Genomic DNA, 16,688 nt, shown 5'->3' on the forward strand with positions numbered 1-16,688 from the left:
AGTCAAACTTGTTAACAAATGTGTGCGTTTCACCCTTTTTTTCCATGTCGCTGCCATATCAAGCTTGTAAGTTTCGCGCCACGTTGTAGACTTTACAACGCCAAGGTTGCTGTATAATGCCAACGTGAAGTGGCAAAGTTCTTAACGGAAGCAATAACTTTGGCTCAAGGATTTTAACCAAGGGCTTAAAATGCTTAAAGCTCAATTGGCCCATTTGGATGATAACGAGGCGCAAAAATGAAAAAGACAGCTATCGCATTAGCAGTGGCACTGGTAGGTTTCGCAACCGTAGCGCAAGCCGCACCGAAAGATAACACCTGGTACACCGGTGGTAAATTGGGTTGGTCCCAATACCATGACACTGGTTTCGCAAATGCTTACGAAGGTATCGGCAACGGCCCTACCCACGACAGCCAATTGGGTGCAGGTGCGTTCTTGGGTTACCAAGCAAACCAGTACCTGGGCTTTGAAATGGGATATGACTGGCTTGGCCGTATGCCTTACAAAGGCGACACCAACAATGGCGCGTTCAAAGCACAAGGCGTTCAGCTTGCTGCTAAATTGAGCTACCCACTGACTGACGATCTGGACATCTACACTCGTCTGGGTGGTATGGTTTGGCGTGCAGACTCTAAAGGTAACTTCGACAATGGTTCAGCTGGACGCATCAGCGACCACGACACCGGTGTTTCTCCACTGGCTGCCGTTGGTTTAGAATATGCTGTAACCAAAAACTGGGCTACCCGTTTGGATTACCAGTGGGTTAACAACATCGGTGATGCTGCTACCGTTGGCGCACGTCCTGATAACGCAATGCTGTCTGTAGGTGTTTCTTACCGTTTCGGTCAAGATGAAGCAGCTGCTCCAGTTGTTGCTCCAGCACCAGCTCCAGCTCCAGTTGTTGAAACCAAAAAGTTCACTCTGAAGTCTGACGTTCTGTTCACATTCGGCAAATCTAGCCTGAAACCAGAAGGCCAACAGGCTCTGGATCAGCTGTACACCCAACTGAGTTCTATGGATCCTAAAGACGGTTCTGTTGTAGTTCTGGGTTACACCGATGCAGTAGGTTCTGAACAGTCTAACCAGAAACTGTCCGAGCAACGTGCTCAAACAGTTGTTGATTACTTAGTTTCTAAAGGCATCCCGTCAGATAAAATCTCTGCACGTGGCATGGGCGAAACTAATTCTGTCACTGGCAACACCTGTGGCTACAAATCTGGCCGTGCTACCAAGGCTCAGATCGCTTGCCTGGCACCAGATCGTCGTGTAGAAATCGAAGTTAAAGGTATCAAAGACGTTGTAACTCAGCCTCAGGCTTAAGTCATCACGCTTTAATACTGTTTAACCGCAGATATTAAAAACCCCGCTAAGGCGGGGTTTTTTTATGCGTCAAACTTAGTAATAACATTGACGCTCTATTTGTGCCCGAAGCGCAACCTACTCTCTGTTTCCGAGGATTTGCTGCAGGTCTTCTTTGAGTGCTGACATTTGGGTTGCGTACTTCTCTTTGCGCTCTGCATCTTCCAATAACTGAATAATGGTATCAGATAGCGTAGCGCTACGGCGTTGAGCCAAACCTGCTAGTCGTTGCCAGACTAAAAATTCGAGGTCGATCGATTTCTTGCGGGTGTGCTGATGTTCAGAATTGAAATGACGCTTACGCCTGGCACGAATGGTCTGCTTTAGGCGGTTCTCTAAAGCAACATTCATGTTAACGGCAATCCACGCCAGAACCTTGACGGGTTCATTTTCTATCCTTAAAAGTTCATCCACCGCGTCCTGAGCAGCACTATTTTCTAAATGGCGGGTAATGCGCTCACCTTCACGGTGTTTCTTTACCAAGTACGTCCATTTCCAACCGCTCTCAAGATTTTCCAATTGCTGATATTTCATTGTGAGCTCTTCTGTGACCCCGTAACTTTGTTAAGCATAACAGCTTTATTTCAATTTTCACTGCAAATAAATCATGCCGACTTGCTCGTTTTTTGCACGGACAAACCCCATCTTAGCTGGCGAAGGTCTTAACCGTGACTCTCGCTGTATGCAGCCGTGTGAATTCTTGTATAATCGCCCTTTCCCTTTTTAAAGATCACAGCTAACACATTGACCAATAACCGACTTGATTGGCAGCTATTACTGCCCGATACCGCGCCTTACGAGGCAACATTCGCAACGGCTGCTGAGTTGGCCCCAGTTGATTTCGCTGTTATACAGCCAAGGCTGGAAAATGGTTTAACGCTGTTTTGTCATCCACTCTCGCGTCCACGCTTTATGACAATTAAAGCACAGGAAAGCCGTGAGTATTTGTCACGTATTACGGATGTCGTTAAACAGATTTTGCCTGAGCAGCAAGAGATCGTAGGTTCCCGATATATTATCGACGGTAACCAGATCACCCTTGAACCTGCGCAATCTGTAGATGATGCCTTCGCGGCGAAACTCTCTTGCCACTTCCAGGAGTGGATTGAATCAGAGCAACTGTTTGGCTGTGTGCGTTTGTACAAAGATCAAATTCAACTTGAACCAGGCCTGATTCATCAGCTGAATGGGGGCGTGCTGGTCCTTTCTGTGCGCGCTCTGCTAGCCCAACCGCTGATGTGGTTGCGTCTCAAGCAGATGATGTCGTGTGGCTGGTATCACTGGTCTTCCCCGGATGAGAGCCGCCCTCTGCCTGTTTCTATTCCGCCTATGGCGCTGGATATTCGTCTGATACTGGTCGGCGATCGTATTTCGCTGGGCGAGTTCAACGAGATGGAATCCGAACTGCTGGAATCGGCGGTATATGGCGAATTTGAAGCAGACCTGCCACTCACCGAACCCAGCGATATGGAAACCTGGTGTGGCTATATCAATACGCTGGCAGATGAGTTAGAGATCCCCCGCCTGGCCACAGACGCGTGGCCGGCTCTACTTCGGCTTGCCATCCGATATAGCACAGATCAGGGCAGCCTTACGCTCTGCCCATCATGGCTTAGTGCTCAGCTTACTGAAGCGGCCTTATACAATGAGGACGAGTTGCTTAGTCTAAAAGCGTTTGAGGCTGCTATCAATGCGCGGGCATGGCGTGAAAGCTATTTGCAAGAGCGCATGCAGGATGAGATTGAGCTCGGACAGATTCGTATTGAAACCGAAGGCGAAGTCATTGGTCAGATTAACGGTCTTTCAGTACTGGAATATCCAGGTCATCCAAGAGCCTTTGGTGAACCTTCCCGTATAAGCTGTGTCGTACACGCCGGTGACGGTGAATTCACTGACGTCGAACGTAAAGCAGAGTTGGGCGGTAATTTGCATGCCAAAGGCATGATGATTATGCAGGCATTCTTGATTTCTGAGCTGGAACTTGACCAGCCTCTTCCATTCTCCGCGTCGATTGTTTTCGAGCAATCCTATGGAGAAGTGGATGGCGACAGCGCGTCGCTGGCAGAACTTTGTGCGCTGGTAAGCGCACTGTCAATGCAACCGATCAACCAGCAAATTGCAGTGACTGGTTCCGTTGATCAATTTGGTAACGTACAACCTATTGGTGGCGTGAATGAGAAAATCGAAGGTTTCTTCGAAGTTTGTCAGCGTCGCGGCTTGACCGGCAAACAAGGGGTCATTTTACCCACCAGCAACGTACGTAATCTGTGCTTGCATCCTCAGGTATTGGATGCCGTTCGCGAAGGCCAGTTTCATTTATGGGCAGTTGATAATGCAGCTGAAGCGTTGCCTATCCTGACCGGTTTGATTTACTCGTACGAAGAACAGGCTGAAGAAGTGCGTCCAAGCTTGCTGGGTTTGATTCAAGAACGCATCGCGCTGGCCCTGCCGCACGATCGTCGCCGTTACCCCTGGCCTTTCCGCTGGTTGAACTGATTCAGCCACAGCTGATCGGAGTTGTTCAGCTTATACCTGTTAGCTAAACTCCGTCCTTCAATAAAATAAGGCTTACATAGAACATGGTAGATAAACGCGACTCCTATACGAAAGAAGATCTTGAGGCCTCTGGCCGTAGCGAACTTTTTGGTGCCGGTGGCCCGCCATTGCCATCGGGTAATATGTTGATGATGGATCGTATCGTCAAAATGCAAGAAGACGGTGGCACGCATGGTAAAGGCTTTGTTGAAGCCGAGCTGGATATCAATCCTGACTTGTGGTTCTTCGGTTGCCATTTCATTGGTGACCCGGTCATGCCAGGCTGTCTCGGTCTTGATGCCATGTGGCAGTTGGTTGGTTTCTATCTTGGCTGGCTCGGTGGCGAAGGCAAAGGCCGCGCACTGGGTGTCGGTGAAGTTAAATTCATCGGTCAGGTATTGCCTACGGCAAAAGTAGTGACTTATCGCTTGAACTTTAAACGCGTGATCAACCGTAAACTGATCATGGGCGTAGCTGACGGTGAAGTACTGGTTGATGGCGAGCTTATCTATACCGCCACAGATCTTAAAGTCGGTCTTTTCAAAGACGCGGGTGTTTTCTAATCAATAATAGACATCTGACTGTAAATTATAAGGGAACCAGGAAACTGGTTTCCTTTTTTTAAAGTAATATATACATTAATGCACTGGCACTTTCATGAAGGGGGTTTAATCATTCGCGTAGTATGAAATCATCCAGCTTATCGGTCATCCCCAACCGTTTTTCGTTTCACTACAGTCTCTCATCCTCACAAAGCAAAAACCCTTCGAAACTGAGAAATTAAGTAGGATTTTTGGGGTGTGCTATAAATATTTTTCTACGGCAGAAATGAAAACCTCCGCACACAGCGGAGGTTGTTCCTTTTTCTGACAGAGCTACGGTTAAGCGGTAACTGATCTGTCCTCCATGGCTTGTCGCCAACCCCCGAGCCAATGTGATCGGGCATCTAATGATTGATAGGGGCAAATCTCTTTCGAACGACCGCCTATTCCAGCTTGGTAACCACGTGATAATGCCCGTTCCAGGCGATCGCGTTTTTGTCTCTTCATGCCTTGTTTCCCTCATTTATTCAGGTTCATGTGGAAAAAAAACAGTGAGCCGCATTTGCGTCCACACTTAACAAATAGACGCTATCGTCAGAGAGGTCAATGTACAAATTTCACGCGAATGTCATATTTTTGAGGTATTTTATCTGATTGCGCGCGAGCTAATCGCGCCACAAAAACCTCATCTGGCTGATCATCAATAAAAAATCCCGAATACTGAGCGTTCAGCATTCGGGATTTTGTGTGTCTGGCTTAAATAAAATTAAGCTTAAAAGATGTTCATCTTATCTGGCTGGCAATTTGGCCCGCCTCTTGCTGCCAACCGGCGGCGAGTGCACGCACCAATGCGTCATAACCATCTTCATTCTGTTTCAATACCAGATTGAAATTCCGCTGAGTAGTCTGTCCATTACGTGTCAGCGTCCAACTTCCGCTGATCAGTGCAGTGCCATCATAGCGACCATGGAAGCCTGTTACGTTGACGTTAAGCACGTCCTGTTCGGCGCTGCTGGCAGGTTGCGCAGAGACAACTCGTCCAGGTAAGTCACGGCCCAGATAAGTGACTAATGACTGCTGGAGCTGCTGGTCTAGCGGACTAGCCCACAGGTTGTTTTGTGTCAAAACGTACTGGACGTCATTGGTCTGAAACACCAAACCGTTACCCGCCAGATAATCCGCCACACTGACATGTTCCACCCACAGCTGCCGTTGTTCACCTTGCGGTATACTCGTGCTGGTTGTTGCGGTGCCACTGTTAAGTATAGGCAGCTGGTAATAGGTTTTATTGTCACTGCTGCTACAGGCAGAAAGTAATAATGCTACGACGACGGGTATCCATTTCATGATTATTTGGCCTTCTTCGGCTGAGGATCATCTTGCCCAGGGGCTGAGAAAATCAGTGCGTTGCTTTTCTGATTCAGTGTTTTCAGAACAGGTTGCAGTTCACGCAAGGTTTTATCCAGACTCTGCATATCCCCAACCAGATTATTGTATGCCGGTGAACCAGGCTGGAAGCCTTTCAGACTGCGGTTCAGTTGGATAAGCGTTTGCTGCATATCTTGCGGCAGAGCTTTCATCTCTTTACTGCTCACAATGGCATTGAGTGAATCGAGGGTTCTCTGCGTCGCTTTCATCGTTTTCTTACTTTCAGCCAGCGTACTTGTCGCTTCACGCAGCATCGGTTCAATTGGCAGAGCGTTGATTTTGTCGAGCGTGATCATTAATTTCTGCTGAATCTGTGCAAAACCACCGCTGACGGTTGGCAAGACCTTAATACCCTGCATTTCAGCAGGCCCTGTCCAGGCTTTTTCCTTTGGATAGAAATCAAGATCGATATACATCAAACCGGTCAGCAGGTTGGCAGACTTCATCGAGGCTCGCAGACCGTTGGCGATACCGGTATTGAGGTGTTCATTCACATCAAAATTGTTACCCAATAATTTCTCGAACCGGTCCGGCTCAATGCGGATCATTACAGGAATACGGTAATCGCTTTCAATCTGCTGTTTCATTCCACGGATCGCGTAAGGTACTTCTGCGACGGTTCCCAGACGGATGCCTCGGAACTCCACCGGTGCGCCGGGTTGCAGGCCGCGGACGGAGTCGGAGAAGAACAGCAGGTAATCCATATGACGGGTATACAACGATTCCTGAATACTTTTTTGATCGTCAAAGAGTTTATAACTATCGCCAGTTTTGGCGTCATTACCCTTATCCCAGCCACTTGGAATATCAAAGCTGACGCCACCGCTGAGCAGTGTGGCGAGTGATCCCATCTCTACACGCATACCCTGTGCAGACATATCGAAGTTGACACCACTGTCTTTCCAGAAACGTACGTTGTCCGTAATTAGCGTATCGTACGGGGCACGAATAAATAGTTGATATTTAATGTTACGGGCTTTTGGATCAAAATGGCTAGTTTCCACAGTACCAACCTGGAATCCGCGGAACAGCACCGGATCGCCGGGGTTAAGCTGACCGGAACGTTCACTCTCAAGAATCACGCGGATGCCTTTAGCATCAGGAGATGCAAGGGGCGGTGAATCATCCAGAGTGTATTCAGCTTTCTCATCACCTTTATTACCCGGCTGCAGTTGAATATACGCACCGGATAATAGCGTACTCAAACCGGACACACCTTCCCGACCAATCTGCGGTTTGACTACCCAAAACACCGAGTCTCCACGCAGCATTTTTTCCATGCCAGTGTTGAGGCGCGCTTTAATAATCACTTGTTGCAGGTTGTCGCTCAGGGTAACGCTTTCCACTCTACCCACATCGACGTTACGACTTTTTATCGCCGTTTTACCGCCTTCGATGCCCTCTGCTGTAGTGGTAATAAGCGTGACTTCAGGCCCCTGATTACTGTAATGGTAGAACAGAATCCAGGCACCGATCAGTGCGGTGACAATAGGGATGATCCACACCGGAGACCAGCGTTTGATCTTCTCGACTTTTGCCATACCGTTCTGTTCACCGTCGATTTTATTTTCCACCATCTTGTTGCTCCTTCAAAGACTGAACTCCAGCCCGATCCCAAATCAACCTTGGGTCGAAAGTCATCGCCGCGAACATAGTAAGAATAACGACCCCCGCAAATAGCAGTGCGCCGATGTCCGGATAAATACTCATTAGTTGCCCCATTCTGACCAGTGCAGAAAGCACTGCGATGACGAATACGTCGATCATTGACCATCGGCCGACAAATTCGACCATTTCATAAATCACATGCAATCTCTCTCTGTCGACCCGCTTGCCGCTGTTGGCATCCCAGCACAACCAGCCAATCGCCAGCATTTTCAAAGTAGGCACCATAATACTGGCAATAAAAATCACCATGGCAACAGGATAAGAGCCGTCACTCCATAACAACACGACCCCGGCCATAATGGTGGAGGTGATTTTAGTTCCCAACGCCTGAGTGACCATGATGGGTAACAAATTCGCTGGAACATAGAGAAGAATCGACGTTGCTAATAATGCTAATGTCCATTGCAGACTGTTCTTACGCCGGGCATGGCCCTTGGTTTCGCAGCGGCTACACACGGACTGATTGGCCGGTAAAATAGCCATACAACAGTGACAAGAACGTAACCCCTGACTCAAACCGCTCTCTCCAATACGCAACGGCTGCGTCAGACGCGGCGCGGGTTCAACCTGCTGCCATAACCAGTAGCGGTCGGTACATTGGAATGCGCGTAGTTGAAGCAGACAGAAAAGGACGAAGGGAATGAAACTGGCGCCAATACCGACATCGCCATAAGCCATCAGTTTGACGAAGCTCACCAGCACACCGGCGAGGAAAATCTCTACCATGCACCATGCCTTTAAACGGAACAGCATGCGAGCAATGCTCACTTTCCAGTGCGCTGAAAGCCGGGTATTCATGCACAGCACAATAATTGACAACATGCAGATGGCAGGCAGTAATTGCACAACGACCATAAATAAGGAGGCCATGCTGGCGTAGTTTTCCGAGACCAGCACCTGCGGAATTTGGATCAACGTAACTTCACTACCAAGGCCCGCCACCTTCATGTTAACGAAGGGGAAAAGATTGGATAGCAACAGCATAAACAGCGCGCTGATGGCAAAGCCAATAGGACGCTTGCGTGGCTCTTTCCAGCACGATGTTAGGGTGGTGTGGCAGCGGGGGCATTTCGCCTTTTGCCCGATGGCAATAGCAGGAATTTCCACCAATAAATCGCATTGGGGACACAAAATGTGCGGGTCATTAATATGAGAACACACAGTCACTCCTCAACGGCGGAAGATACTAAGACCTGTGCAGACGAAAAAATCCATTATTCGGCTGCACAGGGAGGAGGCAGGTTTAGCCGTTTTTCTGCGCTTCCAGCGCTTCCCAACGTTCAAATGCCTGTTCTAACTCTTGTTCGACGGCCGCCAGCGAGCTTAATACCTGCTGAGTTTCATCATGTGGACGGGTGAAAAAATCCGCATCACTCATTTGTTGCTGTAAAGAAACAATCCGCCCTTCCAGCTCACTGATTTGCTGAGGCAACAGCTCAAGCTCACGTTGCTGATTATAGCTGAGCTTATTGGCCGTGCGTTTAGCAGATTCTGCTTTAGGCTGCGAGGCCGTTTTGGTTTCCGCAGCCGCAACCTGGCGAATTGGCTTCTGGTTACGACGCTGATGCTGCGCATCATGGTAACCACCCACATAGCTGTTGATCACACCGTTGCCTTCATAAATCCAGCACTCGGTTGCCGAGTTATCAACAAACTCACGGTCATGGCTGACCAGCATCACGGTGCCCTGATAGGCATCGATCATTTCTTCCAGCAGCTCCAGCGTTTCCACATCCAGGTCATTGGTTGGTTCATCAAGAATCAACAGGTTACTTGGACGCAGGAACAATTTTGCCAGCAGCAGACGGTTACGTTCGCCGCCTGACAGGGCTTTCACCGGCGTCATCGCGCGTTTAGGGTGGAACAAGAAGTCCTGTAAATAACCCAGCACGTGGCGTGAACGACCGTTGACCATCACTTCCTGTTTACCTTCTGCCAGGTTGTCCATCACGGTGCGTTCCGGATCCAGCTCTGCACGGTGCTGGTCGAAGTATGCCACTTCCAGCTTGGTGCCACAGTGAACGCGGCCGCTATCTGCTTGAATCTGACTTAGCATCAGTTTAAGCAACGTCGTTTTACCACAGCCGTTCGGGCCAACCAGCGCAATTTTATCACCGCGCATCACTTGAGCAGAGAAGTTGCTCACCAACAGTTTACCGGCCACGCTGTAGTTAACGTCTTCCATTTCAAAGACAATCTTGCCGGAGCTTACGGCTTCAACTACCTGCATCTTGGCGGTGCCCATCACTTCACGACGGTCAGAGCGCTCTTTACGCAAGGCTTTCAGAGCGCGTACGCGGCCTTCGTTACGGGTACGCCGTGCTTTGATACCCTGACGGATCCACACTTCTTCCTGCGCCAGCTTTTTATCAAACTCAGCATTTTGCAAATCTTCTACGCGCAGAGCCTCTTCTTTCGCCAGCAAGTAAGCTTCGTAATTTCCCGGATAGGAGACCAGTTTACCGCGATCGAGATCGACAATGCGGGTCGCCATGTTGCGGATAAACGAACGGTCATGGGAAATGAAGATGATGCTGCCCTGAAATTCCTTCAAGAACTCTTCCAGCCAGGCAATACTCTCGATGTCCAGGTGGTTGGTCGGTTCATCGAGCAACAAGACCTTCGGAGCACTGACCAGCGCACGACCCAAGGCCGCTTTACGTAACCAGCCACCCGACAGAGAGGTCAGTTCGGCATCAGCATCCAGACCCAGTTGCAGCAACACTTCGCTGATGCGGCTGTCGAGCTGCCATAAACCCTGGTGATCAAGAATCTCCATCACCTGAGCGAGTTTATTCAGGTTTTTCTCACTGGGATCGGTTTCCACCAGATGCGAAATCGCATGATAGGCTTTGAGATGTTCGGCCTGCTCAGACACGCCTTCAGAGACGAAGTCAAATACAGTACCGGTCACGTTACGTGGCGGATCCTGCTGCAAACGCGCGACGATCAAATCCTGCTCGTAAACGATACGACCGTCATCGAGTGGTACTTCGCGGTTGATGATTTTCATTAGCGTCGATTTACCGGCGCCGTTACGGCCTACCAGACAGACGCGCTCGTTCGGTTCGATGTGTAATTCGGTGTTATCCAACAAAGGCGAGTCACTGAATGACAGCCAGGCACCTGACATACTGATTAAAGACATAAACTTTATTTTTCCTCGCCGGCGTGAGAAAGCAGCCAGCAGTTATGAATTTGACGATTACGGGCGAAATCCTGCGACAGGGTTTGGCTGGTGATCTCTTTTGCGCTCAGACCGAGCGCGCTCAGTCCCTCGAGATCCATTTGGAAACCGCGCTTGTTATTCGAGAACATGATGGTACCGTTGCGACGTAAAATGCGTTTCAGATCTTTCATCAATGACAGATGATCGCGCTGAACGTCGAAACTTTCGGCCATACGTTTAGAGTTGGAGAAGGTCGGCGGATCGATAAAGATCACGTCAAACTGCTCGTCGCACATGCCAAGATAAGAGAGGCAATCAGCCTGGATAAGGCGATGTTGACGCCCTGTCAGGTCATTCACTCGCAGGTTTTTCTCAGCCCACTCCAGATAGGTGCGTGACATATCTACAGTGGTAGTACTGCGCGCGCCACCGAGACCAGCATGAACACTGGCGGTGCCGGTGTAGGCAAACAGGTTAAGGAAGTCTTTACCTTTACTCATTTCGCCGAGCAGCTGGCGTGCGATACGGTGATCGAGGAACAAACCGGTATCCAGATAATCGGTCAGGTTAACCCACAGCTTGGCATTGAACTCTTCCACCAGCTGGAATTCGCCTTTTTGCGCCAGTTTCTCGTACTGATTGGTTCCTTTCTGCCGTTCACGGGTTTTTAACACCAGTTGGCTGGATGAGATATCCAGTACGGAGAGTGTGGCGTTGATAACATCAAACAAGCGCTGGCGGGCTTTCTGCGCATCAACTGTTTTTGGCGGTGCATACTCCTGAACCACCACTTTGCTACCATAACGGTCAACGGCCACGTTGTAATCTGGCAGATCCGCATCATACAAGCGATAGCACTCGATCCCCTGCTGCCTGGCCCACTTTTCCAGCTTTTTAACATTTTTACGCAGACGGTTGGCGTAATCTTCTGCCATTTGCGTGCCTGCCGCTCCGGTTGGGTTTTCGGCCAACTGATAGTTTTTCTGCACACATTCTAACGGTCCGTTTTTAGCCTTGAACTGGCGATCGGCACGTAACTGCACACAGCTCAGCAATTCAGGCGAGGCGCTGAACAGAGAGAGTTGCCAGCCGCCAAACTGGGTTTTCATAATACGTCCCAGCTGGTTATGCAGGGCAATCAACGCAGGTTCGCTTTCCATACGCTCACCGTATGGCGGATTGCTAATAACCGTACCGGTTGGGCCTTCAGGCAGCGGATTCACCAGTTTGCCGACTTCACCCGCTTCCAGGGTGATAAGTTCAGCAACACCGGCGCGACGGGCGTTAGCTCGGGCCATTTCAATCACGCGGCGGTCAATATCAGAACCGAAGAAGCGCGACGTGGTCTCCTGCAATGCACGGCGAGTACGCACTTGCGCCTCGGTTGTTAATTCGCGCCATAAATCAGCGTCAAACTTATTCCAGCCGGTAAAGCCCCAGTGCGGACGATGTAAACCCGGTGCGCGATCCGCGGCGATCATGGCCGCTTCGATAAGCAAGGTGCCTGAACCGCACATGGGATCAACCATTGGCGAACCGGCTTTCCAGCCGGAACGCATGACGATGGCAGCAGCCAGGCTCTCTTTCAACGGTGCCTGACCGGCCAGGTCACGGTAACCACGCTGATGCAAGCCTTCGCCGCTCAGGTCTAGCGCCACGCTGGCAGTATCACGTTGCAAGAACACATTGACGCGGATGTCCGGCTGCTGTTTCGCTACATTTGGGCGTTCATCCATTTTGCGCGTAAAGCTGTCGACGATGGCGTCTTTGACTTTCAACGCGCCGTACTGGCTGTTACGGATCTCATCATTCAGACCACTGAAATGCACCGCGAAGGTTTTATCGACGCCAAAAATTTCCGGCCAGTCGATCGCCATCACACCCATATAAAGGTCTAAATCACTGTGGACTTTAAATTCATTCAGAGGCAGCAGAATGCGCGAAGCCAAACGGCTCCAAAGCAGACTTTGATACATCAGGCGATCGTCACCTTCAAAATGCACCCCTCCCTGCACAACTTTGCAGGCTTGCGCACCCAGCGTTTCCAGTTCGCTTTTTAAAAGTTCTTCCAGTCCACGCGCCGTGCTGGCAAACAAAGAGTTCATATCGACATATCACCAAAAAGAAAATAGTTGCGCATTATAGCTAATCCGTCCCACTTGTCATAAAGTCTCTGGTCATCAGAAAAAAATAGAGCAAGGAGGCGCGTTTCCGTGGCTACTCTTTCACGATTATTTGTTCACCCCGTAAAATCGATGCGCGGGCTGCAATTGTCTCACGCACCGGTGACAGCCAGCGGTCTGGCGTTTGACCGCCTCTTCATGCTGACAGACCCACAGGGGATGTTTATTACCGCTCGCCAATATCCGCAGTTGATCCAGTTTACGCCCGCTTTGCTGCCAGATGGTCTGTTAATCACCAGCCCCGATGGCGAAACCGCCAGCGTACGCTTTCGTGATTTTAACGGGCCAGTTGAACCCACAGAAGTTTGGGGCAATCAGTTTACCTCACTCATCGCACCTGATGCGCTAAATCAGTGGCTGAGCCGCTATTTAAAACGCGACATACAGCTGCGTTGGGTAGGTGAAGAACTGACTCGCCGCGTGAAAAAGTATGCTGAAGTGCCGCTCTCCTTCGCCGACGGCTTCCCTTATCTATTAATCAATGAAGCCTCGATGCACGATTTACAAAACCGTTGTCCCAGTAGCGTGAAACTCGAGCAGTTCAGGCCGAATCTGGTGGTCACCGGCGTGGAGGCTTATGCCGAAGATAACTGGCAGACCATTCGCGTTGGCGAGGTTATTTTTGACCTGGTGAAACCCTGTAGCCGCTGCGTACTGACGACGGTGAGTACTGAGCGCGGCCGTAAACATCCGCTCGGTGAACCGCTGAGAACCCTGCAAGGCTATCGCACCGCCGACAACGGCGACGTGGATTTCGGTCAGAATATGATTGCCCGTAACACCGGAGTGATCCGGGTCGGTGATAGCATTCAGGTAATGTCTACCAAACCGCCGCGCCCATACTCTGCCGGTATAGTGGTTGAACCTGTGGTTGTGCCAAAGAGCGGCGTCAAAAGTGTCAGCATTAATTATCAGGGCACGACTTTCACCGGAAATAATCAGCAGCTTTTGCTTGAGCAGCTGGAGATGCAGGGTTTACGCATTCCCTATTCTTGCCGTGCGGGTATTTGCGGGGCTTGCAAACTGACGCTGGAGGCAGGTGAAGTCTCACCACTCAAGGCCAGTGCGGTTGGTAAGGACGGGACGATATTGTCTTGCAGTTGTATTCCAGGAACGGATGTCGTTTTACGGTGACGGGGAAAGAAGAACTTATCAGGCGGGAAATCAGACCGCCTGATCGTATCGTTGAGCATTCGCGGTGCGAACCGGTGCGGGTATCAAACGGTCATGCATGATCTTAATTGCATCACCGAGCACCATCCCCCGACCTGCCAGGGTTAAACGCTCTTGCGCGAGTAGACAAAGACTGGCGTTGTCGCCGGACTCTACCACCAGCAGTGTTGCATGTTCAGCGCTCTCCATTACCTGAACCTGCGCTATCTGGCCATTCTCCGGCTGGAAAGGCAAGCGCTGCTGGGTAAAATGCCAACTTTTTGGCATCAGCGGTTTTAGAAAACGAAAGGCGACTAATGCATTGAGCACTAATTCGGCACGCTGTTCATCCGCCAGTTTCACACCCTTACATTGCTCTTCATAGTCATAATAGAGAGCAGCATCATCTACACAGAATGAAGCGTCACCGAAAGCATCTGGCGTCAACATTTTTGCCGGGAAACGGGAACGGAAAATCATACCATTGGCTAAATCCAGCATCAGCCGATCGTGTTCAGTATCAAAATACCAACGCCAATTATCACCTGGTTTAATTTTCATTTTTTTACCCTGTTTTCCCCGAACCCGCAATCTGATCGCTGATTAATAAAAATTCAGACTTACCCTAAGCGATTTAATCATGAGTATAAATCAGACAAATCTTGAGCTGCTACCGCTTCTATATTAGAACCAGTGAACAAAATATAGACGAGCCGGATGAATAAATAAACCCCCGGCTGTCAATAGCGCTAAAAAAATATTAGATATGGGTGACAATATTCTTAATCAGCTGCGGGCCGTGATAGATAAATCCGGAATATATTTGTATTAAAGAGGCTCCCGCCGCCATTTTTTCCCGGGCAGCGGTTAATGAATCAATGCCACCAACGCCAATAATAGGCAACTTGTCTTTAAGTTCATCGGAGAGCATACGGATGATTTCCGTACTCCGCAGTTGAACAGGTCGGCCACTTAATCCACCTATTTGTTCGCAATAATTAAGCCCCTGGATCAGCTTACGATCCAGGGTTGTATTGGTGGCGATCACCCCATCCATATTATGGCGAACTAAACTGTCGGCTATTTGGATCAATTCTTCATGAGAAAGATCCGGCGCGATCTTTACTGCAACAGGGACATATTTCTGATGACGTTGCTGCAGCTCAAGTTGCTTATTTTTTATCGCTGCCAGTAGATCATCAAGCGCTTCACCGTACTGCAAAGAGCGTAATCCTGGGGTATTTGGGGAGGAAATGTTCACGGCAATATATCCGGCGTAGGGATAAACCTTATCCATGCAGGTCAGATAATCATCTTTGCCATTTTCCACCGGCGTGTCTTTATTCTTGCCAATGTTAATACCGAGGATACCGCCAAACCGAGAGCGTTTTACGTTGTTAACTAAATTGTCGACACCTTTATTATTGAAGCCCATGCGATTAATCAGACCTTCGGCTTCCACAAGGCGGAATAGGCGCGGCTTGTCATTACCGTCCTGGGCCAGAGGCGTCACAGTACCCACTTCCACAGAGCCAAAACCCATCGCACCAAATGCATCAATGCAATCACCGTCTTTATCCAGACCGGCGGCAAGACCTAATGGGTTTTTAAATGACAGCCCCATGCAACTGACCGGTTTGGTCGGCACAGACTGATGGATAATAAATTCAAACGGTGAACCAGAAATGCGGCTCAGTAGGCGGAAAGTGAGTTCGTGCGCGCGCTCAGGATCGAGCTGAAACAGTGCTTTCCTGATAAGAGGATAAAACATGAAGACTCCTGGATTCCCGGTGGTTAGACGGGGCGACATTATCGACTAACTGCTGCACAAAGGGAAACGATTCGCCGCTAAAAAACGCCTTCTGCGCAATCGATACCCTTTTATTCACTTCCACTTTACCTTTTCATTACCTTTGAGCCCTGAATTTCCAGCTATAGCTGCTTTTTGGCTTTCAATTTCTAAAATTTAGATTTCCAGTCACCTATCTCCGCCTGTTAGTTTTAAATCACTTTGTTAATAAAAAAAATCAATCTAGAACTTTAAGTTATAAGGAATGATGTGATGATACGCGTTATCTCTTTGGCAGGCAGTCCACGACAACCCTCCCGATCTTCAGCATTACTGGCGCTGAGCCACCGTTGGCTGACGTCGCGCGGCGTGGAAGTGATCTCTTACAGACTGCAGGATTTCTCAGCAGAAGATTTATTATTCGCTAACTTCGCCAGTCCTCAGCTAAAAAAATTGACGGCACAGCTTGCCGAGGCAGACGGATTGATCGTGGGTACGCCAGTTTATAAAGCCTCATTTTCTGGCGCGCTCAAAACCTTGTTGGATCTCTTACCCGAGCGCGCTCTGGACCACAAGGTGGTTCTGCCTCTGGCGACAGCGGGTTCGATTGGCCACATGCTGGCGGTGGACTACGCACTAAAACCGGTGCTGGCCTCTTTGAAAGCGCAGGAAGTTTTACAGGGCGTATTTGCCGATGACAGCATGATAAGCAATTACCAGACCTTTCCAGCCACGCTGGAGCCGGCGCTCAATGAGCGTCTGGAAGAGTCACTGGAATATTTCCACCTGGCGCTGAATCGCCGCCGCCCGCTTCCCCACCCGACCACACCAACCGCCGCAACCCTGCGCGTCTGACAGGCCAC

The 16,688-nt window shown here is 49.6% G+C and carries 14 protein-coding genes; 5 read left to right on the forward strand and 9 right to left on the reverse strand.

What is annotated here, in order from left to right; genetic code table 11:
* The first annotated feature begins 237 nt into the window (after window positions 1-237).
* Complete coding sequence (gene ompA / locus ACMV8I_RS07785) at window positions 238-1,320, forward strand: porin OmpA (protein WP_498864588.1); 1,083 nt, start codon at window positions 238-240, stop codon at window positions 1,318-1,320.
* 117 nt (window positions 1,321-1,437) lie between these two features.
* On the opposite strand, the gene matP is transcribed toward ompA, so the two are convergent.
* A complete protein-coding gene (gene matP, locus ACMV8I_RS07790; RefSeq protein WP_498864589.1) occupies window positions 1,438-1,893 on the reverse strand; it encodes a macrodomain Ter protein MatP in 456 nt (151 codons plus the stop codon).
* A 210-nt stretch (window positions 1,894-2,103) separates the two neighbouring features.
* Between matP and ACMV8I_RS07795 the strand changes: the two genes are divergently transcribed.
* On the forward strand, window positions 2,104-3,855 hold the full coding sequence (locus ACMV8I_RS07795; RefSeq protein ID WP_498864590.1) for an AAA family ATPase: 1,752 nt from the start codon (window positions 2,104-2,106) through the stop codon (window positions 3,853-3,855).
* 83 nt (window positions 3,856-3,938) lie between these two features.
* A complete protein-coding gene (fabA, locus tag ACMV8I_RS07800; RefSeq protein ID WP_498864591.1) occupies window positions 3,939-4,457 on the forward strand; it encodes a bifunctional 3-hydroxydecanoyl-ACP dehydratase/trans-2-decenoyl-ACP isomerase in 519 nt (172 codons plus the stop codon).
* A 318-nt stretch (window positions 4,458-4,775) separates the two neighbouring features.
* Here fabA and rmf read toward each other — a convergent pair whose 3' ends face one another.
* The 6 genes from rmf to rlmKL form a co-directional block, all read right to left on the reverse strand.
* Window positions 4,776-4,943 (reverse strand): ribosome modulation factor, encoded by a 168-nt coding sequence (rmf, locus tag ACMV8I_RS07805; RefSeq protein WP_498864592.1) that lies wholly within the window; start codon window positions 4,941-4,943, stop codon window positions 4,776-4,778.
* Between the two features lie 276 nt (window positions 4,944-5,219).
* Window positions 5,220-5,786, reverse strand: a complete 567-nt coding sequence (gene pqiC, locus ACMV8I_RS07810) for a membrane integrity-associated transporter subunit PqiC (protein ID WP_498864755.1) — start codon at window positions 5,784-5,786, stop codon at window positions 5,220-5,222.
* Window positions 5,786-7,441 carry an intermembrane transport protein PqiB gene (gene pqiB, locus ACMV8I_RS07815; protein WP_498864593.1) on the reverse strand — a complete coding sequence of 552 codons (1,656 nt, stop codon included), beginning with the start codon at window positions 7,439-7,441 and terminating at the stop codon, window positions 5,786-5,788. Before pqiB ends, pqiC begins: the two co-directional genes overlap by 1 nt.
* Window positions 7,428-8,693 (reverse strand): membrane integrity-associated transporter subunit PqiA, encoded by a 1,266-nt coding sequence (gene pqiA, locus ACMV8I_RS07820; protein WP_498864594.1) that lies wholly within the window; start codon window positions 8,691-8,693, stop codon window positions 7,428-7,430. Before pqiA ends, pqiB begins: the two co-directional genes overlap by 14 nt.
* A gap of 82 nt (window positions 8,694-8,775) precedes the next feature.
* Window positions 8,776-10,680, reverse strand: coding sequence for an ABC transporter ATP-binding protein (locus tag ACMV8I_RS07825; RefSeq protein WP_498864595.1), 1,905 nt, complete (start codon window positions 10,678-10,680; stop codon window positions 8,776-8,778).
* 5 nt (window positions 10,681-10,685) lie between these two features.
* The gene (gene rlmKL / locus ACMV8I_RS07830; protein ID WP_498864596.1) at window positions 10,686-12,806 is read right to left on the reverse strand and encodes a bifunctional 23S rRNA (guanine(2069)-N(7))-methyltransferase RlmK/23S rRNA (guanine(2445)-N(2))-methyltransferase RlmL; all 2,121 of its coding nucleotides are present in this window, start codon (window positions 12,804-12,806) and stop codon (window positions 10,686-10,688) included.
* Between the two features lie 108 nt (window positions 12,807-12,914).
* Here rlmKL and ACMV8I_RS07835 point away from each other — a divergent pair, with 108 nt between their 5' ends.
* The gene (locus ACMV8I_RS07835; RefSeq protein WP_498864597.1) at window positions 12,915-14,018 is read left to right on the forward strand and encodes a YcbX family protein; all 1,104 of its coding nucleotides are present in this window, start codon (window positions 12,915-12,917) and stop codon (window positions 14,016-14,018) included.
* 30 nt (window positions 14,019-14,048) lie between these two features.
* On the opposite strand, the gene ACMV8I_RS07840 is transcribed toward ACMV8I_RS07835, so the two are convergent.
* Complete coding sequence (locus ACMV8I_RS07840; RefSeq protein WP_498864598.1) at window positions 14,049-14,597, reverse strand: cell division protein ZapC; 549 nt, start codon at window positions 14,595-14,597, stop codon at window positions 14,049-14,051.
* A 199-nt stretch (window positions 14,598-14,796) separates the two neighbouring features.
* Complete coding sequence (gene pyrD / locus ACMV8I_RS07845; protein WP_498864599.1) at window positions 14,797-15,807, reverse strand: quinone-dependent dihydroorotate dehydrogenase; 1,011 nt, start codon at window positions 15,805-15,807, stop codon at window positions 14,797-14,799.
* 294 nt (window positions 15,808-16,101) lie between these two features.
* On the opposite strand from pyrD, the gene ssuE reads away from it, so the two are divergent.
* Window positions 16,102-16,680, forward strand: a complete 579-nt coding sequence (gene ssuE, locus ACMV8I_RS07850) for an NADPH-dependent FMN reductase (protein WP_498864756.1) — start codon at window positions 16,102-16,104, stop codon at window positions 16,678-16,680.
* The last annotated feature ends 8 nt before the right edge of the window (window positions 16,681-16,688 follow it).

The organism is Ewingella sp. S1.OA.A_B6 (assembly GCF_049889095.1).
Lineage (GTDB): Bacteria > Pseudomonadota > Gammaproteobacteria > Enterobacterales > Enterobacteriaceae > Ewingella.

What these genes read in the sequence shown, in the direction of transcription:
- ompA (WP_498864588.1), top strand. Translation starts at nt 238, where the DNA reads ATGAAAAAGACAGCTATCGCATTAGCAGTGGCACTGGTAGGTTTCGCA.
- matP (WP_498864589.1), bottom strand. Translation starts at nt 1,893, where the DNA reads ATGAAATATCAGCAATTGGAAAATCTTGAGAGCGGTTGGAAATGGACG.
- fabA (WP_498864591.1), top strand. Translation starts at nt 3,939, where the DNA reads ATGGTAGATAAACGCGACTCCTATACGAAAGAAGATCTTGAGGCCTCT.
- rmf (WP_498864592.1), bottom strand. Translation starts at nt 4,943, where the DNA reads ATGAAGAGACAAAAACGCGATCGCCTGGAACGGGCATTATCACGTGGT.
- pqiB (WP_498864593.1), bottom strand. Translation starts at nt 7,441, where the DNA reads ATGGTGGAAAATAAAATCGACGGTGAACAGAACGGTATGGCAAAAGTC.
- ACMV8I_RS07825 (WP_498864595.1), bottom strand. Translation starts at nt 10,680, where the DNA reads ATGTCTTTAATCAGTATGTCAGGTGCCTGGCTGTCATTCAGTGACTCG.
- rlmKL (WP_498864596.1), bottom strand. Translation starts at nt 12,806, where the DNA reads ATGAACTCTTTGTTTGCCAGCACGGCGCGTGGACTGGAAGAACTTTTA.
- ACMV8I_RS07840 (WP_498864598.1), bottom strand. Translation starts at nt 14,597, where the DNA reads ATGAAAATTAAACCAGGTGATAATTGGCGTTGGTATTTTGATACTGAA.
- pyrD (WP_498864599.1), bottom strand. Translation starts at nt 15,807, where the DNA reads ATGTTTTATCCTCTTATCAGGAAAGCACTGTTTCAGCTCGATCCTGAG.